The sequence below is a fragment of the Klebsiella sp. I138 genome, from assembly GCF_051131765.1.
Taxonomy (GTDB): Bacteria; Pseudomonadota; Gammaproteobacteria; order Enterobacterales; family Enterobacteriaceae; genus Klebsiella.
This window is the reverse complement of sequence record NZ_CP180447.1, coordinates 4,840,951-4,867,948: the sequence shown is the minus strand read 5'-3', so window position 1 is coordinate 4,867,948 and position 26,998 is coordinate 4,840,951. Positions and strand designations below refer to the sequence as shown.

Annotated in this window: 24 protein-coding genes, 2 pseudogenes and 1 riboswitch; of the genes and pseudogenes, 17 read left to right on the top strand and 9 right to left on the bottom strand. The window is 56.8% G+C overall.

Going from position 1 to position 26,998, the window contains the following annotated elements:
• Positions 1-102 precede the first annotated feature (102 nt).
• Positions 103-873, top strand: a complete 771-nt coding sequence (gene zupT, locus ACMYSK_RS22800; RefSeq protein WP_434638664.1) for a zinc transporter ZupT — start codon at positions 103-105, stop codon at positions 871-873.
• Positions 874-929: 56 nt separating this feature from the next.
• On the opposite strand, the gene ribB is transcribed toward zupT, so the two are convergent.
• Positions 930-1,583, bottom strand: coding sequence for a 3,4-dihydroxy-2-butanone-4-phosphate synthase (gene ribB, locus ACMYSK_RS22795; RefSeq protein WP_154144088.1), 654 nt, complete (start codon positions 1,581-1,583; stop codon positions 930-932).
• Positions 1,584-1,688: 105 nt separating this feature from the next.
• Positions 1,689-1,840, bottom strand: a riboswitch (FMN riboswitch).
• Positions 1,841-1,960: 120 nt separating this feature from the next.
• On the opposite strand from ribB, the gene ubiK reads away from it, so the two are divergent.
• Positions 1,961-2,230, top strand: a complete 270-nt coding sequence (ubiK, locus tag ACMYSK_RS22790; RefSeq protein WP_434638663.1) for a ubiquinone biosynthesis accessory factor UbiK — start codon at positions 1,961-1,963, stop codon at positions 2,228-2,230.
• A gap of 31 nt (positions 2,231-2,261) precedes the next feature.
• Here the strand turns inward: ubiK and glgS are convergent, their stop codons facing one another.
• The 4 genes from glgS to ACMYSK_RS22770 form a co-directional block, all read right to left on the bottom strand.
• Complete coding sequence (glgS, locus tag ACMYSK_RS22785; RefSeq protein WP_434638662.1) at positions 2,262-2,471, bottom strand: cell surface composition regulator GlgS; 210 nt, start codon at positions 2,469-2,471, stop codon at positions 2,262-2,264.
• A gap of 261 nt (positions 2,472-2,732) precedes the next feature.
• Positions 2,733-4,166: a bifunctional D-glycero-beta-D-manno-heptose-7-phosphate kinase/D-glycero-beta-D-manno-heptose 1-phosphate adenylyltransferase HldE gene (gene hldE, locus ACMYSK_RS22780; protein WP_434638661.1), complete on the bottom strand. Its 1,434-nt coding sequence runs from the start codon at positions 4,164-4,166 to the stop codon at positions 2,733-2,735.
• A 58-nt stretch (positions 4,167-4,224) separates the two neighbouring features.
• Positions 4,225-7,062: a bifunctional [glutamate--ammonia ligase]-adenylyl-L-tyrosine phosphorylase/[glutamate--ammonia-ligase] adenylyltransferase gene (gene glnE, locus ACMYSK_RS22775; protein ID WP_434644284.1), complete on the bottom strand. Its 2,838-nt coding sequence runs from the start codon at positions 7,060-7,062 to the stop codon at positions 4,225-4,227.
• Positions 7,063-7,083: 21 nt separating this feature from the next.
• Positions 7,084-8,382, bottom strand: a complete 1,299-nt coding sequence (locus tag ACMYSK_RS22770; RefSeq protein ID WP_434638660.1) for an inorganic triphosphatase — start codon at positions 8,380-8,382, stop codon at positions 7,084-7,086.
• A gap of 214 nt (positions 8,383-8,596) precedes the next feature.
• Here ACMYSK_RS22770 and ACMYSK_RS22765 point away from each other — a divergent pair, with 214 nt between their 5' ends.
• Complete coding sequence (locus ACMYSK_RS22765; protein ID WP_434638659.1) at positions 8,597-9,217, top strand: TIGR04211 family SH3 domain-containing protein; 621 nt, start codon at positions 8,597-8,599, stop codon at positions 9,215-9,217.
• A gap of 61 nt (positions 9,218-9,278) precedes the next feature.
• The gene (locus tag ACMYSK_RS22760) at positions 9,279-10,520 is read left to right on the top strand and encodes a multifunctional CCA addition/repair protein (RefSeq protein WP_434638658.1); all 1,242 of its coding nucleotides are present in this window, start codon (positions 9,279-9,281) and stop codon (positions 10,518-10,520) included.
• 27 nt (positions 10,521-10,547) lie between these two features.
• Here the strand turns inward: ACMYSK_RS22760 and bacA are convergent, their stop codons facing one another.
• On the bottom strand, positions 10,548-11,369 hold the full coding sequence (gene bacA, locus ACMYSK_RS22755) for an undecaprenyl-diphosphate phosphatase (RefSeq protein ID WP_434638657.1): 822 nt from the start codon (positions 11,367-11,369) through the stop codon (positions 10,548-10,550).
• A 208-nt stretch (positions 11,370-11,577) separates the two neighbouring features.
• Positions 11,578-11,971: pseudogene (gene folB, locus ACMYSK_RS22750) on the bottom strand (bifunctional dihydroneopterin aldolase/7,8-dihydroneopterin epimerase).
• 230 nt (positions 11,972-12,201) lie between these two features.
• Between folB and plsY the strand changes: the two are divergent.
• Both plsY and ACMYSK_RS22740 read left to right on the top strand, forming a co-directional pair.
• Positions 12,202-12,822, top strand: a complete 621-nt coding sequence (gene plsY, locus ACMYSK_RS22745) for a glycerol-3-phosphate 1-O-acyltransferase PlsY (protein WP_004867810.1) — start codon at positions 12,202-12,204, stop codon at positions 12,820-12,822.
• Between the two features lie 214 nt (positions 12,823-13,036).
• Positions 13,037-14,506, top strand: coding sequence for an MFS transporter (locus ACMYSK_RS22740; protein WP_434638656.1), 1,470 nt, complete (start codon positions 13,037-13,039; stop codon positions 14,504-14,506).
• Positions 14,507-14,570: 64 nt separating this feature from the next.
• Here ACMYSK_RS22740 and ACMYSK_RS22735 read toward each other — a convergent pair.
• Positions 14,571-14,654: pseudogene (locus ACMYSK_RS22735) on the bottom strand (short-chain dehydrogenase); the annotation flags it as partial.
• On the opposite strand from ACMYSK_RS22735, the gene ACMYSK_RS22730 reads away from it, so the two are divergent.
• From ACMYSK_RS22730 to ACMYSK_RS22695, 8 genes are all read left to right on the top strand, one after another.
• Entirely contained in the window at positions 14,644-15,468 is an 825-nt protein-coding gene (locus tag ACMYSK_RS22730; protein ID WP_434638655.1) for an urease accessory protein UreD, read from the top strand. The pseudogene ACMYSK_RS22735 and the gene ACMYSK_RS22730 overlap by 11 nt on opposite strands.
• A gap of 9 nt (positions 15,469-15,477) precedes the next feature.
• On the top strand, positions 15,478-15,780 hold the full coding sequence (locus ACMYSK_RS22725) for an urease subunit gamma (RefSeq protein ID WP_434638652.1): 303 nt from the start codon (positions 15,478-15,480) through the stop codon (positions 15,778-15,780).
• A gap of 9 nt (positions 15,781-15,789) precedes the next feature.
• Positions 15,790-16,110, top strand: coding sequence for an urease subunit beta (locus tag ACMYSK_RS22720; RefSeq protein ID WP_434638650.1), 321 nt, complete (start codon positions 15,790-15,792; stop codon positions 16,108-16,110).
• Complete coding sequence (gene ureC, locus ACMYSK_RS22715) at positions 16,103-17,806, top strand: urease subunit alpha (protein WP_434638648.1); 1,704 nt, start codon at positions 16,103-16,105, stop codon at positions 17,804-17,806. Before ACMYSK_RS22720 ends, ureC begins: the two co-directional genes overlap by 8 nt.
• Positions 17,807-17,815: 9 nt before the next feature.
• Positions 17,816-18,307, top strand: a complete 492-nt coding sequence (gene ureE, locus ACMYSK_RS22710; RefSeq protein WP_434638646.1) for an urease accessory protein UreE — start codon at positions 17,816-17,818, stop codon at positions 18,305-18,307.
• Positions 18,308-18,982, top strand: a complete 675-nt coding sequence (locus ACMYSK_RS22705) for an urease accessory protein UreF (RefSeq protein ID WP_434638644.1) — start codon at positions 18,308-18,310, stop codon at positions 18,980-18,982. It begins immediately after the preceding gene.
• An 8-nt stretch (positions 18,983-18,990) separates the two neighbouring features.
• On the top strand, positions 18,991-19,605 hold the full coding sequence (gene ureG / locus ACMYSK_RS22700; protein ID WP_434638642.1) for an urease accessory protein UreG: 615 nt from the start codon (positions 18,991-18,993) through the stop codon (positions 19,603-19,605).
• A gap of 154 nt (positions 19,606-19,759) precedes the next feature.
• Positions 19,760-21,367, top strand: coding sequence for a purine-cytosine permease family protein (locus tag ACMYSK_RS22695; protein ID WP_434638640.1), 1,608 nt, complete (start codon positions 19,760-19,762; stop codon positions 21,365-21,367).
• Positions 21,368-21,419: 52 nt separating this feature from the next.
• Here the strand turns inward: ACMYSK_RS22695 and tsaD are convergent, their stop codons facing one another.
• Entirely contained in the window at positions 21,420-22,433 is a 1,014-nt protein-coding gene (gene tsaD / locus ACMYSK_RS22690; protein WP_434638639.1) for a tRNA (adenosine(37)-N6)-threonylcarbamoyltransferase complex transferase subunit TsaD, read from the bottom strand.
• Positions 22,434-22,793: 360 nt separating this feature from the next.
• On the opposite strand from tsaD, the gene rpsU reads away from it, so the two are divergent.
• The 3 genes from rpsU to rpoD all read left to right on the top strand — a co-directional run bounded on the left by rpsU (position 22,794) and on the right by rpoD (position 26,926).
• A complete protein-coding gene (gene rpsU, locus ACMYSK_RS22685) occupies positions 22,794-23,009 on the top strand; it encodes a 30S ribosomal protein S21 (RefSeq protein ID WP_001144069.1) in 216 nt (71 codons plus the stop codon).
• Between the two features lie 176 nt (positions 23,010-23,185).
• On the top strand, positions 23,186-24,931 hold the full coding sequence (dnaG, locus tag ACMYSK_RS22680) for a DNA primase (RefSeq protein WP_434638638.1): 1,746 nt from the start codon (positions 23,186-23,188) through the stop codon (positions 24,929-24,931).
• 150 nt (positions 24,932-25,081) lie between these two features.
• The gene (gene rpoD / locus ACMYSK_RS22675; RefSeq protein ID WP_434638637.1) at positions 25,082-26,926 is read left to right on the top strand and encodes an RNA polymerase sigma factor RpoD; all 1,845 of its coding nucleotides are present in this window, start codon (positions 25,082-25,084) and stop codon (positions 26,924-26,926) included.
• Positions 26,927-26,998: the final 72 nt, after the last annotated feature.

The window sequence follows — 26,998 nt, the reverse complement described above, 5'->3', positions numbered from 1 at the left end:
GAAAATTTGAATGTAATTCGCTGTAAAGGCCACTTCTCCCTCTCGCCGTTACCACGCAATACGGATATTATGAATGATAATCATTATCAAAGGAGATGAATAATGTCGTCACCATTAATATTGACGCTGCTGGCGGGTAGCGCCACATTCATCGGGGCTATTTTTGGCGTCCTGGGCCAGAAGCCATCCAACCGGCTGCTGGGGTTTTCTCTGGGTTTTGCCGCCGGCATCATGCTGCTTATCTCGCTGATGGAGATGCTGCCTGCCGCGCTGAGTGCCGAAGGAATGTCGCCGCTGCTCGGCTATGGCATGTTTGTCATCGGCCTGCTGGGCTACTTTGCACTCGACCATATGCTACCCCATGCGCATCCGCAGGATCTGATGTCGCCGGGCTTACCGCGCCCGCGCAATCTGCGCCGCACCGCAATTTTATTGACCCTGGGTATCAGCCTGCACAACTTTCCGGAAGGGATCGCCACCTTTGTGACGGCGAGTAACAACCTTGAGCTGGGCATGGGCGTTGCGCTGGCGGTCGCTTTACATAACATTCCTGAGGGGCTGGCGGTCGCCGGGCCGGTCTATGCCGCCACCGGTTCACGGCGCAAAGCGGTTCTCTGGGCAGGGCTTTCCGGAATGGCAGAAATCCTCGGCGGGCTGCTGGCCTGGCTGATCCTCGGTAGTCTAGTATCGCCGGTCGTGATGGGTGCCATTATGGCCGCCGTCGCCGGGATTATGGTGGCGTTGTCGGTCGATGAACTGATGCCGCTGGCAAAGGAAATCGATCCCCAGAGCAACCCAAGCTACGGCGTGCTGTGCGGTATGTCGGTGATGGGATTAAGTCTGGTTGCCCTGCAGGCAATGGGTATTGGCTGAGGGTAAAAACAACAAAGCCCACGCAGAGGTGGGCTTTGTGATAACGCGGGCCAGAATCAGCTGGCTTTGCGCTCATGTTCGCGACGGTAGGCCACCAGATCTTCAATGGTGACAACGGCCATATTTTGTTTCTGCGCGAACGCAATGCACTCTGGCGCACGCGCCATGGAGCCATCGTCGTTAGTCAGTTCACACAGTACGCCAGCCGGCTTGAAGCCCGCCAGCGTCACCAGGTCGATAGTCGCTTCCGTGTGACCGCCACGGGTCAGCACGCCACCCGGCTGGGCACGCAGCGGGAAAACATGGCCAGGACGGTTCAGGTCTGAAGGTTTGGCGCCATCGGCAATGGCGGCACGCACGGTGGTCACGCGATCAGCGGCGGAAACGCCGGTGGTGACGCCTTCTGCTGCTTCAATGGTCACGGTAAAGCCGGTTCCGTATGCGCTGGTGTTGTTTTCCACCATCATCGGCAGGTCAAGCTGCTTACGGCGTTCATCGGTCAGGCACAGGCACACAATGCCGCTGCCGTGACGAATGGTCAGCGCCATCTGTTCAACGGTCATGGTTTCGGCGGCGAAAATCATGTCGCCTTCGTTTTCACGGTCTTCATCGTCAAGCACCATCACACCGCGGCCTTCGCGCAGTGCATTTAAAGCGTGTTCCACACGTTCAAAAGCGGTACCAAAAGAGGAAAGGAGCGTCTGATTCATGGTAAAAAAACCTCATTAAAATTATGGTTACCAGAATCAGGGCAGTCTTAGGAGCGCCGGTTTAGCGGCAAAAGTCAACGCAAGCGGATCGAAACCCGACTGAGCCGTTACTCTCTCCCATCCGGACTCTAACCGTCGGCCCCGGAATTACACCGGATCTGCTGACCTTCCTGCTGTCGCAGGAAGCGCTCGCGGGCTTTCAACGCAATGGTTGATTTACCGCCGGTGGGGAATTTCGCCCCGCCCTGAGAATAAGCAGGATCACTATAACGCTATTGATTATCATCGGCAATGCATAAGCTTCAAACATTTCTGGTTTATAGGCAGCGTTGATCGCACTACAATGGACGGCAAATCGACCAGAGCAGGAAACCACCATGATTGACCCAAAAAAAATTGAACAAATCGCCCGCCAGGTCCATGAGTCGATGCCGAAAGGCCTTCGCGATCTTGGAGACGATGTGGAGAAAAAGATTCGCCAGGTACTCCAGTCGCAGCTGACCCGCCTGGATTTTGTTAGTCGCGAAGAGTTTGATGTGCAGACCCAGGTGCTGTTGCGCACCCGCGAAAAACTGGCGCTGCTGGAGCAGCGTATCAGCGATCTGGAAAGCCGCTCGACCACCCCAGATACCGCAGAGAAGCAGTAAAAAATAACGGGCCATCAGGCCCGTTGTTGTCTTAGTGTTCCAGCTCTGGTTCCGATGTCACCTCTTTACTGACCTGACGGCAGTAGAGTTCATACCGCTGGCAAAACCATTCCCGATGAACCTCGTCCATGTTGCCAACAATGGCCTGGAGATCAACGGAGTGACCTTGCGCGTGCATTCTGGCGAAACTCAGGGCCAGAAAATCAAAGTTCTTCATTGAATACAGTTCGTGTTGATTCATCCGCATACTCCTTCAGCCGTGTGTGTTCTGATTGGTCATATGCTTTCTACTCACTTCAGTATTTATGCTTACGCTAACGCTTTTTGTACGAAAAATGCGCCCGCACTGTTTATTTATTGCGCTACATCATTTCTGTCATCATTAAATATAAAAAAGGCCTGCAATCTCACGATCGCAGGCCTTTTTATCAGAGCGCTGGGGGTTTCTCCGGCTGCGCTATCCGCAACCCAACCTCCCCGGCCACCCTTATGGCATGACAAATTACTTCCCGCTGTCTTTCTGGATCTTCTTAATGATGTTGGTCGTAGAACAACCATCTTCAAAGTTCAGTACCAGAACATCGCCGCCGTTCGCCCAGACTTCTTCACTGCCCGCGATGTCTTCCGGCTTATAGTCTCCGCCTTTCACCAGCAGGTCCGGCAGAATACCGGCGATCAGGCGCTGCGGCGTATCCTCTTCAAATGAGACCACCCAGTCGACGGCTTCCAGCGCGCCCAGCACGATCATACGCTGCTCGAGGGGATTAACCGGACGAGAGTCGCCTTTCAGACGTTTAGTCGACGCATCGCTGTTAACGGCCACAATCAGGCGATCGCCCAGCTTGCGCGCGTTGGCCAGATAAGAAACGTGGCCCGCGTGCAGAATGTCAAACACGCCGTTGGTCATCACCACTTTCTCGCCGCGCTTACGCGCCGCCGCAACGGCCTGTTTCAATTCGTCCTCATTCATGACGCCAAACCCGGTTTCCGCACGCCCGCGCACCGCATTTTCCAGCTCGATAGGCGAAACGGTTGACGTTCCCAGCTTACCGACCACCACGCCCGCCGCCGCGTTGGCGAAGTAGCAAGCTTCTTCCAGGGTATTGCCCGATGCAAGCGTTGCCGCCAGCACGCCAATCACCGTGTCACCGGCGCCGGTAACGTCATACACTTCCTGCGCCTGAGTCGGCATATGCAGCGGCGGTCGGCCCGGTTGCAGCAGCGTCATCCCTTGCTCGGAACGAGTCACCAGCAGCGCAGAGAGCTCGAAATCAGCAATAATTTTCAGGCCGCGTTCAACAATCTCCGCTTCGTCTTTGCATTTGCCCGCGACGGCTTCAAATTCGGAGAGATTCGGCGTCAGCAGTGTGGCACCGCGATAGCGTTCAAAATCAGTGCCTTTCGGATCGATCAGCACCGGTACACCGGCATCACGCGCCAGTTTAATCATGGTCTGGACGCTGGCCAGCGCGCCTTTCGCATAATCAGACAGCACCAGCGCCCCAATAGCCCCCAGCGCCTGCTGAATGCGGTCGTGCATAGGCTGCGGATCGACGCCGGAGAATCCTTCTTCGAAATCCAGGCGGATCAGCTGCTGGTTGCGCGACAGCACACGTAGCTTGGTGATAGTTGGGTGAGTCGGTACAGAGACAAAATCACATTTCACGTTGACGTCGGCCAGCGCTTTGCTCAACGCTCGCGCAGCATCATCAATACCGGTCAGCCCGACCAGCCGGGAGGTCGCACCGAGAGACGCAATGTTCATCGCCACGTTTGCCGCACCGCCGGGACGCTCTTCGATATTCTCCACTTTCACCACCGGCACCGGGGCTTCAGGGGAAATACGGCTGGTGGGACCATACCAGTAGCGGTCCAGCATGACATCGCCAACCACCAACACTCCTGCACGTTCAAACTCCGGCAGCGTTACTTTCATGACTCTCTCCTGCGAGATACAAACTTTGCGCGCGATAATAGCACACCCGGTTTTTTAGTTAAGCCATCAACCACTTCTGCCAGCTGGCGCTTACCTGCTCACGTTCATGGGTAAAGGCGTCCGGGGCGACGTTCCCCGGCTGTTCCTGCAAAGCCAGATGATGCAGCGCATCGCGTAGCGTGGTGTACGCGTGGGTCAGCGCCCGCGCCTCTTCATCATCCATAATGTCGTTTTGCGCCAGCAGTTCCAGAATGCGCACGTTATCAGACCAGCGCGTCAGCTTCGGTTTATCGTGCGCATAGCGTAGGACCAGATACTGGGTAATAAATTCAATATCGGTAATTCCTCCGGCATCGGCTTTAATATCAAAGCGATCGCGGTGCTTATTCCCGAGATGCGCGCGCATTTTCTCACGCATTTCCCGTACTTCGGTCTGTAGCGTGGCCCCTTCGCGCGAAGCGCTGAGAATATCGCGACGGATGGAATCAAAACGCACCTGCAGTTCCGGATCGCCGTACACCACGCGGGCGCGCACCAGGGCCTGATGCTCCCAGGTCCAGGCTTCATTCTTCTGATACTCGGCAAATGAATCAGCGGTGGTGACCAGCATGCCCGCAGCGCCTGACGGCCGCAGGCGAGCGTCCACTTCGTAGAGAATCCCTGACGATGTGCGGGTACTGAACAGGTGCATAATGCGCTGGGCCAGGCGCAGATAGAACTGACGGCCGTCGATTTCGCGTTCGCCGTCCGTCATCACTTCAACCGGGCAGTCATGCAGGAACACCAGATCAAGATCGGAGCTGTAGCCCAGCTCCCAGCCGCCCAGTTTTCCATAGCCGACAACGGCAAAACCGCGCCCCTGGCGGTCGTGCAGGTGCGTCGGTTGGCCATAGCGTGCCACCATTTGCATCCAGGCCTGCTGCACCACCGCATCAATCATCGCTTCGGCAAGCCAGGTTAAGTGATCGCTCACTTTCATCACCGGTAGGGTACCGGCGATATCGGCGGCGGCGATGTGCAACAGCTGCGCCTGCTTAAACTGACGCAGGGCCTCCAGCTGCTGCTCTTCATCCTCTTCCGGCACCCGCAGCAGATACTGACGCAGCTCATCACGATAGGCATCGGTCGCCGTCGGTTGATAGAGCGTATTGGGGTCCAGCAGCTCATCCAGCAGCAGCGGATGACGCGCCAGCTGGCTGGCCACCATCGGCGAGGCGGCACAGAGGCTAATCAGGTGCTTCAACGCGCCGGGAAATTCGCTGAGCAATTCGAGGTAGGTTGTTCGGGTGACAATACCGGTTAAAAGCGGCGTAATACGCGCCAGCGGCACTGGCGCATCGGCCCGTGAACAGACTTCGCTGAGCAGATGCGGCATCAGTTGATCCAGCACCTGCCGCCCGCGCGGGCCGATGGTGCGTCTATCCAGCTCTTTGCGAAAATCAGCGATAAGCGCCAGCACGCTGCGGCGGTCGCCATCCTCAAGATGGACCAGCGCGGGGCTGGTGTCATCTTCTTGCAGCGCATCCTGCCACAGCTCACGCCAGTACTCTTCCAGTTGTTCATCCGGTGATTGCGCCTCATCATCGCCAATCAGCTCGTTGAACACCCGCCGTACGCTGGCCATTTTCTCGTCCAGCTGCGCGATCAGCGTTTCCCAGTCATCAACGTGCATGCCCCACGCCAGGCGAGCGCGATTGAGCGCATCCTGTGGCAGGGTCTGCGTTTGCTCGTCATTGATGCTTTGCAGCAGGTTTTCCAGGCGACGTAAGAACAGGTAGGCATCACGCAACCGGGCGGCATCGCCTTCCGGCAGCAGGTGCAGCTCATCTATCGCCGCCAGCGTCGGCAGCAGTGCCCGCAGCTGGAGCGCCGGCTCGCGCCCGCCGCGGATCAGCTGGAAGACCTGAACGATAAATTCGATTTCGCGGATACCGCCCGCACCGAGTTTGATGTTGTCCTTCAGTCCGCGACGACGAACCTCACGAGCAATCATGCCTTTCATATTACGCAGTGACTGGATCACGCTGAAGTCAATATAGCGACGGAAGACAAACGGGCGCAGCATGGCGCGCAGTTCGCTGGCGTAAGTGCCTTCACTGTCGCCCATGATCCGCGCTTTGACCATCGCATAGCGTTCCCAGTCGCGCCCTTGTTCCTGGTAGTAATCTTCCAGCGCAGCGAAGCTCAGCACCAGCGGCCCGCTATCGCCAAAGGGCCGCAGGCGCATATCAACGCGATAAACAAAGCCATCCTGCGTTGGCTGATCGAGGACTTTAATCAGTCGCTGGCCGAGGCGAGTAAAGAACTGCCCGTTATCCAGCTCGCGGCGCCCGCCGCGGGTTGCGCCATGCTCAGGCCAGGCAAAAATCAGGTCGATATCCGACGAGAAATTAAGCTCGCCTCCGCCTAATTTTCCCATCCCGAGAATCAGCAGCGGCTGCGCTTTTCCTTCGGCACTGGAAGGGGTTCCCCATTCGTTACAGCAGGCGGTATATAGCCAGTCGCGAGCGGCGACGATCAGCGTCTCCGCCAGCGCGCTTAACTGCTGCAAACTGCTCTCTTCACTGACCAGCGACAGCGCCTGAGCCCAGGCGATACGCACCATGACACGACGGCGAAACAGGCGCAGCTCACGCATCAGCGCCGCTTCGTCGTTGACCTCGGCCAATGCGGCCTGTAGCCAGTCGGCATAGTCACGCCACTCCTGCGCCTCTGGCGGTGAATGTTCAAGCTCGGTCAGCCACTGCGGCTGGGCCACCAGACTTTGCTGGACAAAATCGCTGAACGCCATCACCGACTGCGCTTGCGGACTTAACGTTTGTAATGGAAAATCCGCCGGCAGCCGGTCTATAACCGTCTGCCAGTGCTGCTGTAACTGTGAAGAAAGCGGCATTATAGGGGTCTCCCTGGCCTGAAATTATCGTTTTCCACTATGCAGCCAGAATGGCTCCGCGGCCAGCGCCTGGCGGCGGAAATATTCAATGACGCTGCGATCTTTGTGCTCAATGGCGCGACGGACTTCCAGCCAGTTTTCCAGCCAGGATGCCGCAGCATCGGCATAGGCGCCGGCAAGCAGCTGAATGCAGTCGATGTCACGAGCCAGGCGCGGCAGCTGACCGTCATAATCATCCCCCAGCGTCTGCTGGAACGCATTTTTTAACTCCGCAGCCGCCCGTGAAAGCTGAATATCCGCAAAGCGTTTAAAAGAGCCGGCGATCTTCTTCTGCGCACCCTCATTTAAAAATGCGAGCCAGCCGCAGCCCACCAGCCATTCGGTCAGCGTCAGCTTCGCGCTGACCGTGGCAATGCTGAACAGCACCGCCGGGTCTTTTCCGGCTTCCGTCAGCGCGGCTTCAGCTTCACCGAGCTGTTCACGCAGCTGCGCAGTGGCCTTACGCGGCACGATACCGCCAAACAGCACCAGCGTATGACGCACCCGCGCGATGGCGCGAAGGATTTCGCCTTTGGCTGCCGGATTACCGCGGTTCCAGACTTCATCATGATAGAGCCAGTGCGCCAGCGCGCTTTCCAGCGCCGCCTCCAGCCCCTGCTCAACGCTGGCTTTTGCCGCTACCTGCAAAATACCGAATGGCTTAACCAGACGTTCATCGTTGCCCTGGGCAAGATGGTAGCCGCGAGCCGCCTTGCTCAGGCTCCCCTGGCGCAGCACGCCAGTCTCCAGCAGACGACGGGCGAGCGTCAGCACATCTTCCGTCTTGCCAGAGAGTAGCTCCAGCTCCAGTTCGCAGATTGCTTCCTGACGTTCAGCGGCTTTCACTTCCCCGCGATCGAGCGCAATCTCAATCTGGCTTTCCCCTTCGCTAACCACCCATTTTTCACGTTCAAAATCGGTGCTGAACAGCGGCTGTACGTTTTGCGCCAGCTCCGCAGGCAGTTCACCCTGCGGCCAGACCTCAGCGGGAAGGCGTTCCAGCGCCAGTTCCGGGCTTTCCAGTGGAATGTTGAATTCCGGACGCTGATGCAGCCCGCCCACTACGCGGCCGGCGATTTTCAGGGTCATTTCATAATGACCACCATTGCCACGAATGCGCAGTCCCATATCGTGGCGACGCAGCCAGTTATCCGCCGTTTCATAGTAAATATTGAGCAATTGCCCCGCAGGCGTGTGCTGTGCGTTAAGGGTATTAAGGTGCTGACGCAATGTATCTACGCCGTTCTCGGAGACAATAAACTTTAATTCGATTTCTTGAGCCATGACTGAATTCTTCCGCTTCTGTGCTCTGCCGGGAAAATACGGCGAACTATCGCCGATATTTTTTGTCAGTAGATAGTATTTTGCGGCGATTCGCCATGCAATGCGCATTTTGCCGGGCCACCTCCTGGATGTTTCCGATTGTGGCAGAAAACTTTGCGTCGCTATGGCGATGCCACTACTATCGTTCAACTTTTTACGATCAAACGATGACCTGATGCCAAAATTACGCCTTATTACTTTTATGTTGCTGGCGCTCAGCGCCACCACGGCGGTTCATGCGGAAGAAAAGCGCTATGTTTCTGATGAACTGAACACCTGGGTTCGCACGGGGCCGGGCGATAATTATCGTCTTCAGGGCACCATCAACGCCGGGGAAGAAGTCTCTCTGCTGCAAACCAATGACAGCACCGGCTATGCCCAGATCCGCGACGGCAACGGCCGTACCGCCTGGATTCCGCTGAAAGAGCTGAGCACCGAGCCCAGCCTGCGCACTCGCGTACCGGATCTGGAAAACCAGGTGAAAACCCTGACCGACAAGCTGAATAACATCGATACCACCTGGAATCAGCGCACCGCAGACATGCAGAAAAAGGTCGCCGGGAGCGATACCGTCATCAACGCGCTGAAAGACGAGAACCAAAAGCTGAAAAATGAGCTGGTTGTCGCCCAGAAGAAGGTGAATGCCGCGAATCTGCAGCTGGATGATAAGCAGCGCACCATTATCATGCAGTGGTTTATGTATGGCGGCGGCGTGCTTGGCGTTGGCCTGCTGCTCGGTCTGGTGCTGCCGCATCTGGTCCCGAGCCGTAAACGTAAAGACCGGTGGATGAACTAATTCGTCTTCTCTGCCAGACTTACGTATCATCTTGAGCAAAGTGGATACGGGAGAGTCAGGCGTGAAGATTTATCTGGTCGGTGGTGCGGTTCGGGATGCGTTATTAGGGCTACCGGTCAAAGACAGAGACTGGGTCGTGGTTGGTGCCACGCCTGATCAATTGCTTGATGCGGGCTACCAGCAGGTAGGCCGCGACTTCCCCGTATTCCTGCACCCGAAAAGCCGGGAAGAGTATGCGCTGGCCCGTACCGAGCGTAAATCGGGTTCCGGCTATACCGGTTTCACCTGCTATGCCGCCCCGGACGTCACGCTGGAACAGGATCTGCTGCGCCGCGATCTGACGGTCAATGCACTGGCTCAGGGCCCCGATGGCCTGATTATCGATCCCTACGACGGTCAGGCCGATTTACGCCTGCGCCTGCTGCGCCACGTCTCACCTGCTTTTAGCGAAGATCCGCTGCGCGTTCTGCGCGTTGCGCGCTTCGCCGCCCGCTATGCCCATCTTGGTTTTCGTATTGCCGATGAGACAATGGCGCTGATGCGTGCGATGGCCGACGCCGGCGAGCTGGCGCATCTGACGCCGGAACGCGTCTGGAAAGAGACGGAAAACGCCCTTGGTACCCGCAATCCGCAGGTCTTTTTCCAGACCCTACGCGACTGCCGTGCACTCGGCGTGCTGTTCCCGGAAATCGACGCGCTGTACGGCGTTCCCGCGCCGGCCAAATGGCACCCGGAAATCGACACCGGTTTGCATACGCTGATGACCCTGACGATGGCGGCGATGCTGTCGCCGGACATTGACGTTCGCTTTGCGACGCTGTGCCACGATCTCGGCAAAGGGCTGACGCCGAAAGCGCTCTGGCCGCGACACCACGGCCACGGCCCGGCAGGCGTCAAGCTGGTCGAACAGCTCTGCGCTCGCCTGCGCGTACCGAACGACATTCGCGACCTGGCGAAGCTGGTCGCTGAGTTCCACGATCTGATTCATACTCTGCCGATACTCCAGCCCAAAACGCTGGTTAAGCTGTTTGATAATATCGACGCCTGGCGTAAACCGCAGCGGGTCATGCAAATCGCCTTAACCAGCGAGGCCGACGTGCGCGGGCGCACCGGGTTTGAAGCCTGTGATTATCCGCAGGGACGCCTGCTGCTTGAAGCCTGGAATATTGCCCAATCAGTCTCGACAAAGGACGTGGTCGCCGAGGGATTTAAAGGGCCGGAGATTCGCGAGGAGCTGACGCGTCGACGTATTCTGGCCGTTGCGAAGTGGAAGGAAGAACGCTGCCCTCAGCCTTGCGACTGAGGGCCCGGTTTTACCGGCGCTTAAAACTTAGAAGAAGATAACGTAAACCACTGCCGCGACAACAAAACGGTAGATGGCAAACGGGATAAACGAAATACGTTTAATCAGTTGCAGGAAGGTTTTAATCGCGATCAGCGCCACAAGGAACGCCATGATAAAGCCGACGGCAAACATCGGAATGTCGCTGGCGTTGAGGAAACCGATGCTCTTATACACATCCAGCACGGTCGCGCCCATCATCATCGGCACTGCCAACAGGAAGGAGAACTCTGACGCCGCGTAGCGACTGACACCCATCAGCATCCCACCGGAAATGGTCGCACCTGAGCGAGAGAAGCCAGGCCACAGCGCCAGGCACTGGAAGCAGCCAATCACAAACGCCTGACGGTAGGTCATATCATCAATGCCGACAGCGCGCGGCTGTTTCGGTTTCAGCACTTCCGCCGCGATCAGCAGTAAGCCGCCCACAACCAGCGCGTACATCACGTTAACCGGGTTAAACAGCGATTTGATGGTATCGTGAAGTAACAGGCCCAGCACCACCGCCGGGATCATCCCCAGTAAAATATGAATCAGCGATAAACGACCGCTGCCCTGGCCCTCATGCTCCGGTGGTTTACCGAAATGAATACCAATCAGACCGAACAGACGGCGCCAGAACATGACGACAACGGCAAGAATAGAACCTAACTGAATGACCACCTCAAAAGTATTTGCCGTATCACCTTCAAAGCCCAGTAGATGACCCACAATAATCATGTGGCCAGTACTGGAAACAGGTAAAAATTCCGTCAACCCTTCAACCACACCCAATATTGCCGCCACCAGCAGCGAGTGTATATCGCTCATCCAATAAACCCTTTAAAAGTAAAATGAAAAAACCAGATACGCTGAACCATTCCATCAGGTGATATTGATGCGGCCAGTCTGGAGACGGACGGCGCAGGAAATCGGAGCGTACACGGAGTACGCGAAAATTTCGAGTGCTGTCCAGACGCCGGATGACAATAAAATATCCCGATAGCCGGCTCATATGACCGGTATAAACACAATTTGTTTAACGAGTATGACCTGAAAAGTTTTGTTTCAGATTAAGGCTATGTCCGGCTGCGTTCGATAATTACACCAACGTTTGCCGCCCTGGCTACCGCACCAGGTTTGCTGACTTTAATCCGCACCCACGGCGAGGGGAATTTTTCCAGTAGCAAATCGGCAATCTCTTCTGCAACGCGCTCGACCAGTGCAAAACGCCCGCCTTCGACGTGACCAATCACCAGCTCGCTGATATCAGCATAGCTGAGGCAATCGCTGACATCATCACTGCTTGCCGCTTTGCGGTTGTCCCACGCCATTTCGATATCGAACACCAGCTTCTGTTCAATGGTTTGTTCCCAGTCGTAAACACCAATAGTGGTGATTACCGAAAGTTGCTCTATAAATACAATATCCATCACGACCTGCCTGCTTTTTGGCTAAACCGGATACCACTTCCGGCGAATTATGCGTATTATCCACAGATGCAAAGACATCCCCTAAATAATTCGCATGGCAGGAAAGCGGCGGCGCAGCAAGCGTTCTGGCGCACCGCACGACCCGCAGGCGGCACAAATGATGACCGCCTGCGCATCAGCCACGCGAAGGACGACGGGGATAAAACGACATTTTCAAAATGGAACAGCTGATGAGTGCAATCGCGCCTGGACTGGTTATCCTTGCCTACCTCTGCGGCTCAATTTCCAGCGCCATTCTGGTGTGTCGTCTCGCTGGCCTGCCCGACCCTCGCGATAGCGGTTCCGGCAATCCTGGGGCGACTAACGTACTACGAATTGGCGGCAAAGGAGCAGCGGTAACGGTTCTTATTTTTGATGTGCTCAAAGGCATGTTACCCGTCTGGGGTGCCTGGGCGCTCGGCCTGACGCCATTCTGGCTGGGCCTGGTCGCTATCGCGGCCTGCGTAGGGCATATCTGGCCGGTGTTTTTTAATTTCCGCGGCGGTAAAGGTGTCGCAACCGCTTTCGGCGCCATCGCGCCCATCGGTTGGGATCTGACCGGCGTCATGGCAGGCACCTGGCTGCTGACCATTCTGCTCAGCGGCTATTCGTCGCTCGGAGCGATTGTCAGCGCGCTCATCGCCCCCTTCTACGTCTGGTGGTTCAAGCCGCAGTATACCTTCCCGGTTTCAATGCTCTCCTGCCTGATTCTGCTGCGCCACCACGACAATATTCAACGTCTGTGGCGTCGCCAGGAAACCAAAATCTGGGCCCGGCTGAAGAAGAACAAAAAAACGCCAGAGCAGAAATAATCTTGCGCCCGGCGCCCCTCGCCGGACGCCAGTTATCACGACAATCTCACTGAATTGCCCTTTTTTGCAGCCAATCATTCTGAATGAAACCGCAGGCAAAGATAATCCTTTTTACAACAATCACTTAGTTATGTCTTATAACCAAAAATAATTTATTTCCGCCCGCCCCGATGTTTACTCTGAATTCCTCTATAAGACTGCACAGAACATCATCATGACAGACGTAATCAATGCGGCTCCGGTCGCAGCGGCAGGGTCGCCCGGCGGGGAAATAAGATGGATACGCGGCGCCGCCGATGTCTCACGTTTAATCAATGAAGGCAGCAGCGGGCGTAACAATGCACGAATTGTTATGGGTATCGCCCTCGGCGGTATCTTCCTCGATGCCTACGACCTGGGTTCCCTGGCTTTCGGCCTGAAAGATATAACCCGCGAGTTTAATCTGACGCCGGCCGGTACCGGCATGGTGGCCTCGGCCATCACCTTCGGGGCAATCGTCGGTGCGCTGCTGGGCGGATACCTGACGGATAAAATTGGCCGCTATCGGGTGTTTATGGCCGATATGCTGTTTTTTGTGGTAGCGGCAATCGCCTGCGCGCTGGCACCTAACGAATATGTGCTGACCGGCGCCCGCTTTGTGATGGGGCTTGGCGTTGGGATCGATCTCCCGGTGGCGATGGCCTTTCTGAGCGAATTCTCCAGGCTCAAAGGGCCGGGCAACAAAGCGGCCAGCGTCGCCATGTGGTGCCCGACGTGGTATGCCGCCATCAGCATTTCATACCTGCTGGTGCTCTTTTTCTATGCCGTGCTGCCAGAAAGCCACAGCGACTGGCTGTGGCGGTTGATTCTGGGCTTCGGCGCGATACCGGCGCTGGTGATTATCGCCATTCGCAGCCGCTATATGAGCGAATCCCCGGTGTGGGCCGCCAACCAGGGCAACCTGCGCGACGCGGCGGCAATTCTTCGCAAGGCGTATAATATCAACGCCCACGTGGCGCAGGACGCGCTGGAAAACCCGGTGCCGGTGGTCAAAAAAGCGCAGTGGAGTAACTATTTCCGCCTGTTCCAGGGCGTTTATCTGCGACGGACTACCCTGGCCACGCTGCTGTCCGTCGTTTCGTCATTCGCTTATAACGCCGTCGCCTTCGGCCTGCCGGTGATTATCTCCAGCTTCTTTGTCCAGTCGATGCTGACTACGATTCTGATCTCACTGGCGCTGAATCTGCTCTTTGCTTTCGTCGGCGGCCTGCTGGCGGTGCGGCTGGTACCGCGTTTAGGGGCGTGGAAAAAGTCGCTGGCGGGCTACAGCTGCCAGCTGCTGGCGCTGCTGGGGCTGGCGCTGATTGGCCGACCGGACGGCGCTGGCGAAGGTATCGCTGCCGTCGCGCTGCTGGCGCTGTTCCTCTTTGGTCAGGGATTTGGCCCCGGCGCGCACACCATGACGTTTGCCTCGTTGAGCTATCCAACCTCACTGCGCGGCGTCGGCGTCGGCCTGAACCAGACCCTGATGCGCAGCAGCTCAACGTTGTCGCTGTTTCTCTTCCCGCTGCTGGTTGCGGCTCTGGATACCCACGTATTTTGGATTATCGCCGCGGCGCCGCTGATTGGCCTGCTGTCGCTGCTCGCCATTCGCTGGGAACCATCGGGCTATGACATTGACGCCGAGGATTATCAGGCGCAATAATCGTGTCGCTAAGCGGCCGTCGCTCAGGCGGCTGTTTTCCTGTTTTTAACTCATAAGCTTTTCATATGATCGAGATACTTTCGCGCCGATCAATACTCATCGCTGCTGTTTTATCTTGATTTTGCAGGGGCGCAACATTGCACAGCACCGTGTTACCAGAGAATAAAAAAGGCTGGCAGGCGACGCTGGACCTTCATTTTCAACATCGCGGCGGCAAAACGGTACTCAACTCCGCCCGTCACGTCGGCCCGCTCACCGTCCAGCGTCCCTTTTATCCCGAGGATGATACCTGTCACCTCTATCTACTCCATCCGCCAGGTGGGATCGTTGGCGGCGACGAGCTGACCATTCGCGCCACGCTCGATAGCCGCTGCCACACGTTAATCACCATGCCCGGCGCCAGTAAGTTTTACCGCAGCAGCGGCCCACAGGCCTGCCTGCATCAGCATCTGACGCTGGCGGCACACTCAACGCTGGAGTGGCTGCCGCAGGATGCGATTTTCTTTCCCGGCGCGCAGGCCAGTTTGCATACAACCTTCCACCTTCATCCTTCCAGCTCGCTGCTGGCCTGGGATTTGCTGTGCCTTGGCCGCCCGGTCATCGGCGAAAGCTTTAGCCACGGCGCCCTCAGCAACCGTCTTGAAGTGTGGGTAGATGATTCACCGCTGCTGATTGAACGCCTGAACCTGGCAGATGGACATCTGGCAAGCGTGGCGGAGCGCCCGTGGGTCGGTACTCTGCTGTTCTACCCCGCCAGCGAGGCCCTGCTTGACGGGGTGCGTGAACGACTGACGACGCTGGGAAACTACGCCGGCGCCACGCTGACCGACGGCCTGCTGACGGTGCGATTTTTAAGTGACGATAATTTACTTTGCCAGCGGGCGATGCGTGATATCTGGCAGTTTATGCGCCCGCATCTGACCGGGAAATCTCCGGTCCTTCCCCGAATCTGGTTGACCTAAGAGAACGCTATGGAACTGACTCCCAGAGAAAAAGACAAGCTGTTGCTGTTTACCGCCGCGCTGGTGGCGGAACGTCGTCTGGCCCGTGGCCTGAGACTGAACTACCCGGAAGCCGTCGCCTTAATCAGCGCCTTTATTATGGAAGGCGCCCGCGATGGCAAGAGCGTTGCGGCGCTAATGGAAGAAGGCCGTCATGTGCTAAGCCGCGAGCAGGTCATGGAGGGCGTTCCCGAAATGATCCCTGATATCCAGGTCGAGGCCACCTTCCCGGATGGCTCGAAGCTGGTCACCGTCCATAACCCAATTATCTGAGGTATCGCGATGATCCCAGGTGAATACAAGGTGCAGCCCGGACAGATTGCTCTGAACGTTGGCCGCGCCACCCGCAGCATTATCGTTGAAAATCATGGCGACCGGCCGATTCAGGTGGGATCGCATTACCATTTTGCCGAGGTCAACCCGGCGCTGAAATTTGACCGTGGGCAGGCCACTGGCTACCGCCTGAACATCGCCGCCGGTACCGCAGTCCGTTTTGAGCCGGGGCAAAAACGCGAGGTGGAACTGGTTGAGCTCGCTGGTCGTCGCGCTGTGTACGGTTTTCGCGGCGACGTGATGGGGAATCTGGAGGCAAACGATGAGTGATATTACACGTCAGGCCTATGCCGACATGTTTGGCCCCACCACTGGTGATAAAGTGCGTCTGGCCGACACCGAGCTATGGATCGAGGTCGAAGACGATCTCACCACCTACGGTGAAGAGGTGAAATTCGGCGGCGGTAAAGTGATCCGTGACGGTATGGGTCAGGGGCAAATGTGCGCGGACGATTGCGTCGATCTGGTGCTGACAAACGCCCTGATCGTCGATCACTGGGGGATCGTCAAAGCCGATATTGGCGTCAAAGAAGGACGGATCTTTGCGATCGGCAAAGCCGGTAATCCGGACATCCAGCCCAACGTCACCATCCCCATCGGCGCGGCAACGGAAGTCATCGCTGCCGAAGGGAAGATAGTCACCGCCGGCGGCGTCGATACCCACATCCACTGGATATGCCCGCAGCAGGCAGAAGAAGCGCTGGTCTCCGGCGTCACCACGATGGTCGGCGGCGGAACCGGCCCGGCCGCGGGAACGCATGCCACCACCTGTACTCCCGGCCCGTGGTACATCTCGCGGATGCTGCAGGCGGCGGACAGCCTGCCGGTGAATATTGGCCTGCTGGGTAAAGGTAACGGTTCGAACCCGGATGCGCTGCGCGAGCAGGTAGCGGCCGGAGTGATTGGCCTGAAAATCCATGAAGACTGGGGTGCCACGCCGGCGGCCATCAACTGCGCGCTGACGGTTGCCGACGAAATGGATATTCAGGTGGCGCTGCACAGCGATACCCTGAATGAATCGGGTTTCGTTGAAGATACGCTGGTGGCGATTGCCGGGCGGACAATCCATACCTTCCATACCGAAGGTGCCGGCGGCGGCCATGCGCCGGATATTATTACCGCCTGTGCACACCCCAATATTTTACCTTCCTCCACCAACCCGACGCTGCCGTACACCGTTAATACCATTGATGAGCATCTGGATATGCTGATGGTCTGCCACCACCTCGACCCGGATATCGCGGAAGATGTGGCGTTTGCCGAATCACGCATTCGTCGGGAAACCATCGCGGCGGAAGATGTCCTGCATGACCTTGGCGCCTTCTCCCTGACCTCTTCGGATTCGCAGGCGATGGGGCGCGTCGGAGAGGTCGTTCTGCGCACCTGGCAGGTCGCCCATCGGATGAAGGTTCAGCGCGGGCCGCTGGCCGAAGAGCGCGGCGATAACGACAACTTCCGCGTGAAGCGCTATATCGCCAAGTACACCATTAACCCGGCGCTGACCCACGGTATCGCCCATGAAGTCGGCTCGATTGAAGTGGGCAAGCTGGCGGACCTCGTGCTGTGGTCTCCGGCATTTTTCGGCGTTAAGCCTGCCGCGGTTATCAAGGGCGGCATGATAGCCATTGCACCAATGGGCGATATCAACGCCTCGATTCCGACGCCACAGCCGGTGCACTACCGTCCGATGTTTGGTGCGCTGGGCAGCGCTCGCCATCACTGTCGCCTGACCTTCCTGCCGCAGGCGGCGGTCGATAGTGGCGTGGCGCAGCGTCTGAACCTGCACAGCGCTACGGCGGTGGTGAAAGGCTGCCGGACGGTACAAAAGGCCGATATGATCCATAACAGCCTGCAGCCCAATATCACCGTCGATGCACAAACCTATGAAGTGCGCATCGATGGCGAGCTGATATCCAGCGAACCGGCAGACGTTCTGCCGATGGCGCAACGCTATTTTCTGTTTTAAGGAGTCCAGATGATCTATCTGACCCAACGAGTTGATTCTCCTGGCAAACTGACCGCCAGCCTCACCCTGCCGATCGATGTGCGGGTAAAAAGTCGTATCAAAGTCACCCTCAACGATGGTCGCGAAGCGGGTTTACTGTTACCGCGCGGACTGCTGCTGCGCGGCGGGGATGTGCTCAGTAATGAAGACAGTAGCGAGTTTGTAGAAGTTATCGCTGCGGATGAAGGGGTCTCCGTTGTGCGCTGTGACGATCCGTTCATGCTGGCGAAAGCCTGCTATCACCTCGGCAACCGCCACGTTCCGCTACAAATTATGCCCGGCGAACTGCGCTACCACCATGACCATGTGCTGGACGATATGCTGCGCCAGTTCGGCCTGGAGGTGACGTTCGCCCAACTGCCGTTTGAGCCGGAAGCCGGCGCCTACGCCAGCGAAAGCCACGGCCACAGCCATGGTCATAGCCACGATCATGACCATCACCATCATGAGCACAGTCACTAAATGCCAACGTCGGAAAAACGCCTGCGACTAATGCAGCTGGCCAGCAGCAACCTGCCGGTCGGAGGCTATAGCTGGTCGCAAGGGCTGGAATGGGCGGTGGAAGCTGGCTGGGTGCCCGATACCGCCGCTTTCGAACGCTGGCAGCTGCAACAGATGGAACAGAGCTTTTTTACCGTCGATCTCCCGCTGTTCGCCCGGCTGTATTACGCCTGTGAAAACGACGATCTGCCGTCAGCACAGCGCTGGACCGCCTGGTTGATCGCCTGTAGAGAGACCCGCGAACTGCGTGAAGAAGAGCGCAATCGCGGCGCAGCATTTGCCCGGCTGCTGGCCGACTGGCAGCCGGATTGCCCGCAGGAATGGCGCATTTTGTGCCGACAAAGCCAGCAGGCCGGCATGGCCTGGCTCGGCGTGCGGTGGCAAATCGCGCTTCCGGACCTGGCGTTGAGCCTGGGGTACAGCTGGATTGAAAGCGCGGTCATGGCGGGGGTTAAGCTGGTTCCTTTCGGCCAGCAGGCCGCCCAACAGCTGATTTTGCGCCTGTGCGATCGCTACGCGGCGGATATGGCCCGCGCCCTTGCGGCGCCGGACAGCGCGATAGGTTCATCCACGCCGCTGGCCGCCATTGCTTCCGCCCGACATGAAACCCAGTATTCCCGATTATTCCGTTCCTAGGAGAGAGTATGCACAACTACAAACATCCGCTGCGCGTCGGCGTCGGCGGCCCGGTCGGCTCCGGGAAAACAGCCCTACTGGAAGCGCTGTGTAAAGCTATGCGCGACACCTGGCAGCTGGCCGTCGTCACCAACGACATCTACACCAAAGAAGATCAGCGTATTCTCACCGAGGCGGGCGCACTGGAACCTGAACGTATCGTCGGCGTCGAAACCGGCGGCTGCCCACATACCGCGATCCGCGAAGATGCTTCGATGAATCTTGCGGCGGTAGAAGCGCTGAGCGAGAAGTTCGGCAACCTCGATTTGATCTTTGTCGAAAGCGGCGGTGATAACCTGAGCGCCACCTTCAGCCCGGAGCTGGCGGATCTGACCATCTATGTCATTGACGTTGCCGAAGGGGAAAAAATCCCGCGTAAAGGCGGGCCGGGGATCACGAAGTCTGACTTCCTGGTGATCAACAAAACCGACCTTGCACCGTATGTGGGCGCGTCGCTTGAGGTTATGGAGCGCGATACGATGCGTATGCGCGGCGAGCGTCCGTGGACCTTTACCAACCTGAAAAGCGGCGATGGCCTGAACAACATCATTGCCTTCCTCGAAGACAAAGGCATGCTGCGTTAAGCACCTTCGCACCATCCGGGCGCACGTGCGTTCGGATGGTGCATATCCTGCCCCGATTTATTCATCCCCACGCCGTAAGTCCCCGCCAGCGCTGCTCTGCGAAGTGGCATAAGGTTTGCTAATTCCAGTCATGCCTAACCATTAAGGAATGACTATGTCATCACTGGATATTAAAACTGAGTTACCTGCACAGGCCGGGGCATCTGGCTCCAGAGAAACGCTGGAAGACTATACTCTCCGCTACGCTCCGCTGAGCTTTCGTCGCTGGGGACCTGGCGTCGTCGCCGTCACCGCGCTGGGTGGCATCGCCTATCTGGCGGACTTTTCTATCGGCGCCAGTATCGGTATGGCATGGGGTACCACCAATGCTATTTACGCCATCCTGCTGGCGGCACTGGTCATTTTCCTCACCGGGATCCCGCTGGCGATTACCGCTGCGCGCTACAACATCGATCTCGACTTAATCACCCGCAGCGCCGGATTTGGCTATTTTGGCTCGGTCATCACCAGCATTATTTTCGCCGGTTTTACCTTTATTTTCTTCGCCCTTGAAGGTTCGATTATGGCTCAGGGCCTGCTGGTTGGATTAGGTATCCCGCTGTGGATGGGCTATCTCATCGCCACTCTGATGGTGCTGCCGCTGGTCATTTACGGCATGAAAGCCCTGACCCGGTTGCAGGTCTGGACCACGCCGCTGTGGCTGGTGCTGATGGTCGTGCCGGTTGCCTGGCTGATTGCCAAAGACCCGGCGTTGGTCGACAGCTTTATGAACTTCAGAGGCAGGAATAATGCAGCGCACGTCGATTTAACCGCTATCATGCTCGGCGCCGGGGTGTGCCTGTCGCTGATTATGCAAATAGGCGAGCAGATCGATTACCTGCGCTTTATGCCACCTAAAACCGCTGAAAACAGCAAAAGCTGGTGGCTGGCAGTCTTTTCCGCAGGCCCAGGCTGGGTGGTATTAGGCGCCATAAAACAGATTATCGGCGCCTTCCTCGGCTTCTATCTGCTGACTCGCTTTCCGGCGGTGCATAACACCGAACCGGTACAGCAGTTCGTCAGCGTCTTTGATAACCTCGTGCCCGGTTGGCTGGCGCTGACCCTGGCCGTGGTGCTGGTGGTCATTTCGCAGATTAAGATCAACGTTACTAACGCCTATTCCGGCTCGCTGGCGTGGACCAGCGCCTGGACGCGGACCACCAAACGCTATCCGGGACGGATTATCTTCGTCATCGTCAACCTGGCCATTGCGCTGGCGCTGATGGAAGGCGATATGTTCAGCGCGCTGTCGTGGATTCTTGGCTTCTACTCCAACTTTGCCATTGCCTGGGTGGTGGTGGTGGCGACCGATATCACCGTAAACAAGGGTCTGCTGAAGCTCGCCCCGGCACAACCGGAATATCGTCGCGGGATGATCCACAACGTTAACCCGGTAGGCGTGGTCTCTTTCGCTCTGGCTGCCGGGCTGTCCATCTGCGCGTTCTTCGGCCTGCTGGGTGCCACGCTGGCGCCGTTCTCTCCGCTGATTGCGCTGGTCGTTGCGCTGGTGATGACCCCACTGATGGGCATCCTCACCGGCGGGCGCTACTATATCAAGCAGCACGATGACGGTATTAGCGAGCCGCGCTACGACGCGCAGGGCAACGCGTCCATTACCGTTTACCAGTGCGTGAGCTGTGAAGAAGAGTACGAACGTCCGGATGTGATGCATTCGCACAAGCATCAGGGCGCTATTTGCTCGCTGTGTAAAAGTATGGAGTAACGCAGGAAGGCAGAAAAAGGCAGGCCGATGCAGTGTCGGCCTGTAATGCAGATTATGCTGCCGGCAGTTCAGCGAGCGGCCAGCGCGGACGGACGGTCACACCGAGATCGGGTTTTGCACCGGAGCTCAGGCGAACCATCCCGGCATAGGCAATCATTGCGCCGTTATCGGTGCAGAATTCCGGGCGGGCATAGAACACTTCGCCGCCGCGCTTTGTCATCATCTCCGCCAGCTTCGCGCGCAGCGTGCGGTTGGCGCTCACGCCACCGGCCATCACCAGGCGTTTAAAGCCTGTCTGTTCCAGCGCACGACGACACTTAATCATCAGCGTATCGACCACCGCATCTTCAAATGCACGGGCGATATCTGCACGGGTCTGCTCGTCGTCATCGTTATTGCGGATGGTGTTAGCCGCAAAGGTTTTCAGGCCGGAGAAGCTGAAATCCAGGCCGGGGCGATCGGTCATCGGACGGGGGAAAACAAACCGTCCTTCTGTGCCCTGAGCCGCCATCTTAGACAGCATCGGGCCGCCGGGATAATCAAGCCCCAGCAGTTTGGCGGTTTTATCAAACGCTTCCCCGGCGGCATCATCGATAGACTCACCGAGCAAAGTGTACTGACCAATACCGGTTACGCTGATGAGCTGGGTATGTCCACCGGAGACCAGCAGCGCCACAAACGGGAACGCAGGGGGATTATCTTCCAGCATCGGCGCCAGCAGATGCCCTTCCATATGGTGCACCGGAATCGCCGGCACGTTCCAGGCAAACGCCAGCGAACGCCCTACCGTTGCCCCGACCAGCAGCGCACCGACCAGACCCGGACCTGCGGTATACGCTACCGCGTCGATCTCTTTCGCCGTCAGCCCGGCTTCTTTCAGCGCGGCCTGAATCAGCGGTACGGTTTTACGCACGTGGTCGCGCGAAGCCAGCTCCGGCACCACGCCGCCGTAGTCAGCGTGTAATTTCACCTGACTATACAATTGGTTGGCCAGCAGACCTTGTTCGTCGTCATAAATGGCGATGCCGGTTTCATCGCAGGATGTTTCAATACCCAGTACACGCATGTCTTGTTTTACCTCGCTCTAATACCGCGCAGTTTAGGACCAATGCGGGTTGATGTATACCCTCAGCGTATCGGGTCACGGCAACGCAGCGCCTCAAAAACCGTCAGGCCACACCTCGCCGGACGGCGCCCGGATTAAGCCCGGAAGGTGATACCTTACACTTCTGAAGCGAGCGGAGTTAAAACTTTGTTCGCCCCAGGAAGAACCCTCGTGTATACTCCTCACCCTTATAAAAGTCCTTTCAAAAAGGGCGCCGGTGCTTTACAAAGCAGCAGCAGTTGCAGTAAAATTCGGCACCATTTTGAAATAAGCTGGCGTTGATGCCAGCAGCAAACCGAATTAATCAAAGGTGAGAGGCACATGCCGGTAATTAAAGTACGTGAAAACGAGCCGTTCGACGTAGCTCTGCGTCGCTTCAAGCGTTCCTGTGAGAAAGCAGGTGTTCTGGCGGAAGTTCGTCGTCGTGAGTTCTATGAAAAACCGACTACCGAACGTAAGCGCGCTAAAGCTTCTGCAGTGAAACGTCACGCGAAGAAACTGGCTCGCGAAAACGCACGCCGCACTCGTCTGTACTAATCTGTTGAGGGCCAAAGCCCTCAATTCAGACCGAGTTGTTGTTGTAAGGCCGTGCTTCCGGAAGGAATGCGCGGCTTATTTTCGTTTATGCATTAGCATATACACAGCATCATGCCGGAGCGCGCGCAGCTAACGCTGAGGCCGTTTCAAGAGCATGTGTATAGTATACGGGGCCTATGGCTGGACGAATTCCACGCGTATTTATCAATGACCTGCTGGCGCGCACCGACATCGTCGATCTCATCGACGCACGGGTAAAGCTCAAAAAGCAGGGCAAGAATTACCACGCGTGTTGTCCATTTCATAACGAAAAAACCCCCTCTTTCACCGTCAACGGTGAAAAACAGTTTTATCACTGCTTTGGTTGCGGTGCGCACGGCAACGCAGTCGACTTCCTGATGAACTACGACAAGCTCGAGTTCGTGGAGACGGTTGAAGAACTGGCCGCCATGCACAACCTCGAAGTGCCATACGAAGCAGGTAACGGGCCGAGTCAAATAGAGCGCCATCAGCGGCAAAGTCTCTATCAATTGATGGACGGCCTGAATGCGTTTTACCAACAGTCTCTGATGCAACCCGCCGCCGACCCTGCGCGCCAGTATCTGGCGAAACGTGGCTTAAGCAGCGAGATCATTACGCGCTTCTCGATTGGTTACGCCCCTCCCGGTTGGGATAACGTCCTAAAACGTTTTGGCGGCAATCAAGAAAATCGCCAGTCACTTATTGATGCCGGCATGCTGGTCACGAACGATAAGGGGCGCAGTTACGACCGCTTCCGCGAACGGGTGATGTTCCCTATCCGCGATAAGCGAGGCCGGGTCATTGGTTTTGGTGGACGCGTGCTGGGCGATGCCCTGCCGAAATACCTTAACTCCCCGGAAACCGATATTTTCCATAAGGGCCGTCAGCTGTACGGTCTGTATGAAGCGCAGCAGGATAACGCCGAACCACCGCGTTTGCTGGTTGTCGAAGGCTATATGGACGTCGTGGCGCTGGCGCAGTACGACATTAACTATGCCGTCGCTTCGCTGGGTACGTCGACGACAGCCGACCACATTCAGCTTTTGTTCCGGGCAACCAATCAGGTCATCTGTTGTTACGACGGAGACAGAGCTGGTCGCGATGCCGCATGGCGCGCGCTGGAAACGGCGCTGCCGTACATGACCGACGGTCGTCAGCTACGCTTTATGTTTCTGCCCGACGGCGAAGACCCGGATACGCTGGTGCGCAAAGAGGGTAAAGCCGCGTTTGAAGCGCGGATGGAGCAGGCTCAACCGCTCTCCACGTTTTTGTTCAACAGCCTGCTGCCGCAGGTCGATTTGAGCACCCCGGACGGGCGAGCGCAGCTCAGTACTTTAGCGCTGCCGCTGATAACCCAGGTGCCGGGCGAAACGCTGCGTATTTATTTGCGCCAGGAGTTGGGCAACAAGCTGGGGATTTTAGATGACGCCCAGCTTGAACGTTTAATGCCAAAACAGACAGAAAATGGCGCCCCGCGCCCCGCACCGCAGCTAAAACGCACGACCATGCGTATACTAATAGGACTGCTGGTGCAAAACCCGGATCTGGCACCGCTGGTTCCACCTTTAGAAGGTCTGGATCAGCGCAAAATGCCCGGGCTTGGCCTGTTCAGCGAACTGGTCAAAACCTGTTTGTCTCAGCCAGGTCTGACCACCGGGCAACTTTTAGAGCAGTATCGCGGTACAAATGAGGCCGCAACCCTTGAAAAACTGTCGATGTGGGACGATATAGCAGATAAAGATATCGCGGAAAAAACCTTCACCGACTCGCTCAACCATATGTTTGATTCACTGCTGGAACTGCGGCAAGAAGAGTTGATAGCTCGCGACCGCACACACGGTTTAAGCAGTGAGGAACGCCGGGAACTCTGGACTATCAGTCAGGAACTGGCAAAAAAATGAATTGCACGGCTTAAGTGCCGAATATCGTTCGGGAAGCCCCCGACAGCCGCGCTGAGGCGCAGCGGCAATAATATAAGTACGCCCTCGCTTTAAATGTTGGCAGTTTGTCTGTCGACACCAATCAAACGAATTAAGTGTGGATACCGTCTTATGGAGCAAAACCCGCAGTCACAGCTGAAGCTTCTTGTCCAACGTGGTAAGGAGCAAGGCTATCTGACCTATGCCGAGGTCAATGACCATCTGCCGGAAGATATCGTCGACTCCGATCAGATCGAAGACATCATCCAAATGATCAATGACATGGGCATTCAGGTGATGGAAGAAGCACCGGATGCCGATGATCTGCTGCTGGCTGAAAACAGCAACAACACTGACGAAGATGCAGAAGAAGCTGCTGCACAGGTACTGTCCAGTGTTGAATCTGAAATCGGACGCACAACCGATCCGGTGCGCATGTACATGCGCGAAATGGGTACCGTAGAACTGCTGACGCGCGAAGGCGAAATTGACATCGCCAAGCGTATTGAAGATGGGATCAACCAGGTTCAGTGCTCCGTAGCTGAATACCCGGAAGCGATTACCTATCTGCTGGAGCAGTACGATCGCGTTGAAGCTGAAGAAGCGCGTCTGTCTGACCTGATCACCGGTTTCGTCGATCCTAACGCAGAAGAAGACCTGGCGCCTACTGCCACGCACGTCGGCTCTGAACTCTCTCAGGAAGAGATGGATGACGACGAAGACGAAGATGAAGAAGAAGACGACGACAGCAGCGATGACGACAACAGCATCGACCCTGAGCTGGCGCGCGCGAAATTCGCTGAACTGCGTACGCAGTACGAACTGACCCGCGACACCATCAAAGCGAAAGGGCGTAGCCACGCCGCAGCACAGGAAGAAATTCTCAAGCTGTCCGAAGTGTTCAAACAGTTCCGTCTGGTACCGAAACAGTTCGATTACCTGGTCGGCAGCATGCGTAGCATGATGGATCGCGTCCGTACTCAGGAACGCATCATCATGAAACTGTGTGTCGAACAGTGCAAAATGCCGAAGAAAAACTTCATCACCCTGTTCACCGGCAACGAAACCAGCGAAACCTGGTTCAACGCTGCGGTTGCGATGAACAAGCCGTGGTCTGAAAAGCTGCACGACGTAAAAGAAGACGTTCAGCGCGGCCTGCAGAAGCTGCAGCAGATTGAAGAAGAAACCGGACTGACCATCGAGCAGGTTAAAGATATCAACCGTCGTATGTCCATCGGTGAAGCGAAAGCCCGCCGTGCGAAGAAAGAGATGGTTGAAGCAAACTTACGTCTGGTTATCTCTATTGCTAAGAAATACACCAACCGTGGTCTGCAGTTCCTGGATCTGATTCAGGAAGGTAACATCGGTCTGATGAAAGCGGTTGATAAGTTCGAATATCGTCGCGGCTATAAGTTCTCCACCTATGCAACATGGTGGATCCGTCAGGCGATCACCCGCTCTATCGCGGATCAGGCGCGCACCATCCGTATCCCGGTGCATATGATTGAGACCATCAACAAGCTCAACCGTATCTCCCGCCAGATGCTGCAGGAAATGGGCCGCGAGCCGACGCCGGAAGAGCTGGCAGAACGCATGCTGATGCCGGAAGATAAGATTCGTAAAGTGCTGAAAATTGCCAAAGAGCCTATCTCCATGGAAACGCCGATCGGCGACGATGAAGATTCGCATCTGGGTGATTTCATCGAGGATACCACCCTCGAGTTGCCGCTGGACTCCGCAACCACGGAAAGCCTGCGTGCCGCCACTCACGACGTGCTGGCAGGGCTGACCGCTCGTGAAGCGAAAGTTCTGCGTATGCGTTTCGGTATCGACATGAACACCGACCACACGCTGGAAGAAGTCGGTAAGCAGTTCGACGTCACCCGTGAGCGTATCCGTCAGATCGAAGCGAAGGCGCTGCGCAAGCTGCGTCACCCGAGCCGTTCTGAAGTGCTGCGTAGCTTCCTCGACGATTAATCGTTGCCGGAAATAAAAAAGCTCCCCGAGGGGAGCTTTTTTTTGCCTTCAGTTTACCCTGTTGCCGGGAAG

Excerpts from the sequence above, each read along its gene's own strand:
- zupT (WP_434638664.1), top strand. The coding sequence starts at position 103 with ATGTCGTCACCATTAATATTGACGCTGCTGGCGGGTAGCGCCACATTC.
- ribB (WP_154144088.1), bottom strand. The coding sequence starts at position 1,583 with ATGAATCAGACGCTCCTTTCCTCTTTTGGTACCGCTTTTGAACGTGTG.
- ubiK (WP_434638663.1), top strand. The coding sequence starts at position 1,961 with ATGATTGACCCAAAAAAAATTGAACAAATCGCCCGCCAGGTCCATGAG.
- glgS (WP_434638662.1), bottom strand. The coding sequence starts at position 2,471 with ATGAATCAACACGAACTGTATTCAATGAAGAACTTTGATTTTCTGGCC.
- hldE (WP_434638661.1), bottom strand. The coding sequence starts at position 4,166 with ATGAAAGTAACGCTGCCGGAGTTTGAACGTGCAGGAGTGTTGGTGGTT.
- ACMYSK_RS22770 (WP_434638660.1), bottom strand. The coding sequence starts at position 8,382 with ATGGCTCAAGAAATCGAATTAAAGTTTATTGTCTCCGAGAACGGCGTA.
- ACMYSK_RS22765 (WP_434638659.1), top strand. The coding sequence starts at position 8,597 with ATGCCAAAATTACGCCTTATTACTTTTATGTTGCTGGCGCTCAGCGCC.
- bacA (WP_434638657.1), bottom strand. The coding sequence starts at position 11,369 with ATGAGCGATATACACTCGCTGCTGGTGGCGGCAATATTGGGTGTGGTT.
- plsY (WP_004867810.1), top strand. The coding sequence starts at position 12,202 with ATGAGTGCAATCGCGCCTGGACTGGTTATCCTTGCCTACCTCTGCGGC.
- ACMYSK_RS22740 (WP_434638656.1), top strand. The coding sequence starts at position 13,037 with ATGACAGACGTAATCAATGCGGCTCCGGTCGCAGCGGCAGGGTCGCCC.
- ACMYSK_RS22725 (WP_434638652.1), top strand. The coding sequence starts at position 15,478 with ATGGAACTGACTCCCAGAGAAAAAGACAAGCTGTTGCTGTTTACCGCC.
- ACMYSK_RS22720 (WP_434638650.1), top strand. The coding sequence starts at position 15,790 with ATGATCCCAGGTGAATACAAGGTGCAGCCCGGACAGATTGCTCTGAAC.
- ureC (WP_434638648.1), top strand. The coding sequence starts at position 16,103 with ATGAGTGATATTACACGTCAGGCCTATGCCGACATGTTTGGCCCCACC.
- ureE (WP_434638646.1), top strand. The coding sequence starts at position 17,816 with ATGATCTATCTGACCCAACGAGTTGATTCTCCTGGCAAACTGACCGCC.
- ACMYSK_RS22705 (WP_434638644.1), top strand. The coding sequence starts at position 18,308 with ATGCCAACGTCGGAAAAACGCCTGCGACTAATGCAGCTGGCCAGCAGC.
- ureG (WP_434638642.1), top strand. The coding sequence starts at position 18,991 with ATGCACAACTACAAACATCCGCTGCGCGTCGGCGTCGGCGGCCCGGTC.
- ACMYSK_RS22695 (WP_434638640.1), top strand. The coding sequence starts at position 19,760 with ATGTCATCACTGGATATTAAAACTGAGTTACCTGCACAGGCCGGGGCA.
- tsaD (WP_434638639.1), bottom strand. The coding sequence starts at position 22,433 with ATGCGTGTACTGGGTATTGAAACATCCTGCGATGAAACCGGCATCGCC.
- rpsU (WP_001144069.1), top strand. The coding sequence starts at position 22,794 with ATGCCGGTAATTAAAGTACGTGAAAACGAGCCGTTCGACGTAGCTCTG.
- dnaG (WP_434638638.1), top strand. The coding sequence starts at position 23,186 with ATGGCTGGACGAATTCCACGCGTATTTATCAATGACCTGCTGGCGCGC.
- rpoD (WP_434638637.1), top strand. The coding sequence starts at position 25,082 with ATGGAGCAAAACCCGCAGTCACAGCTGAAGCTTCTTGTCCAACGTGGT.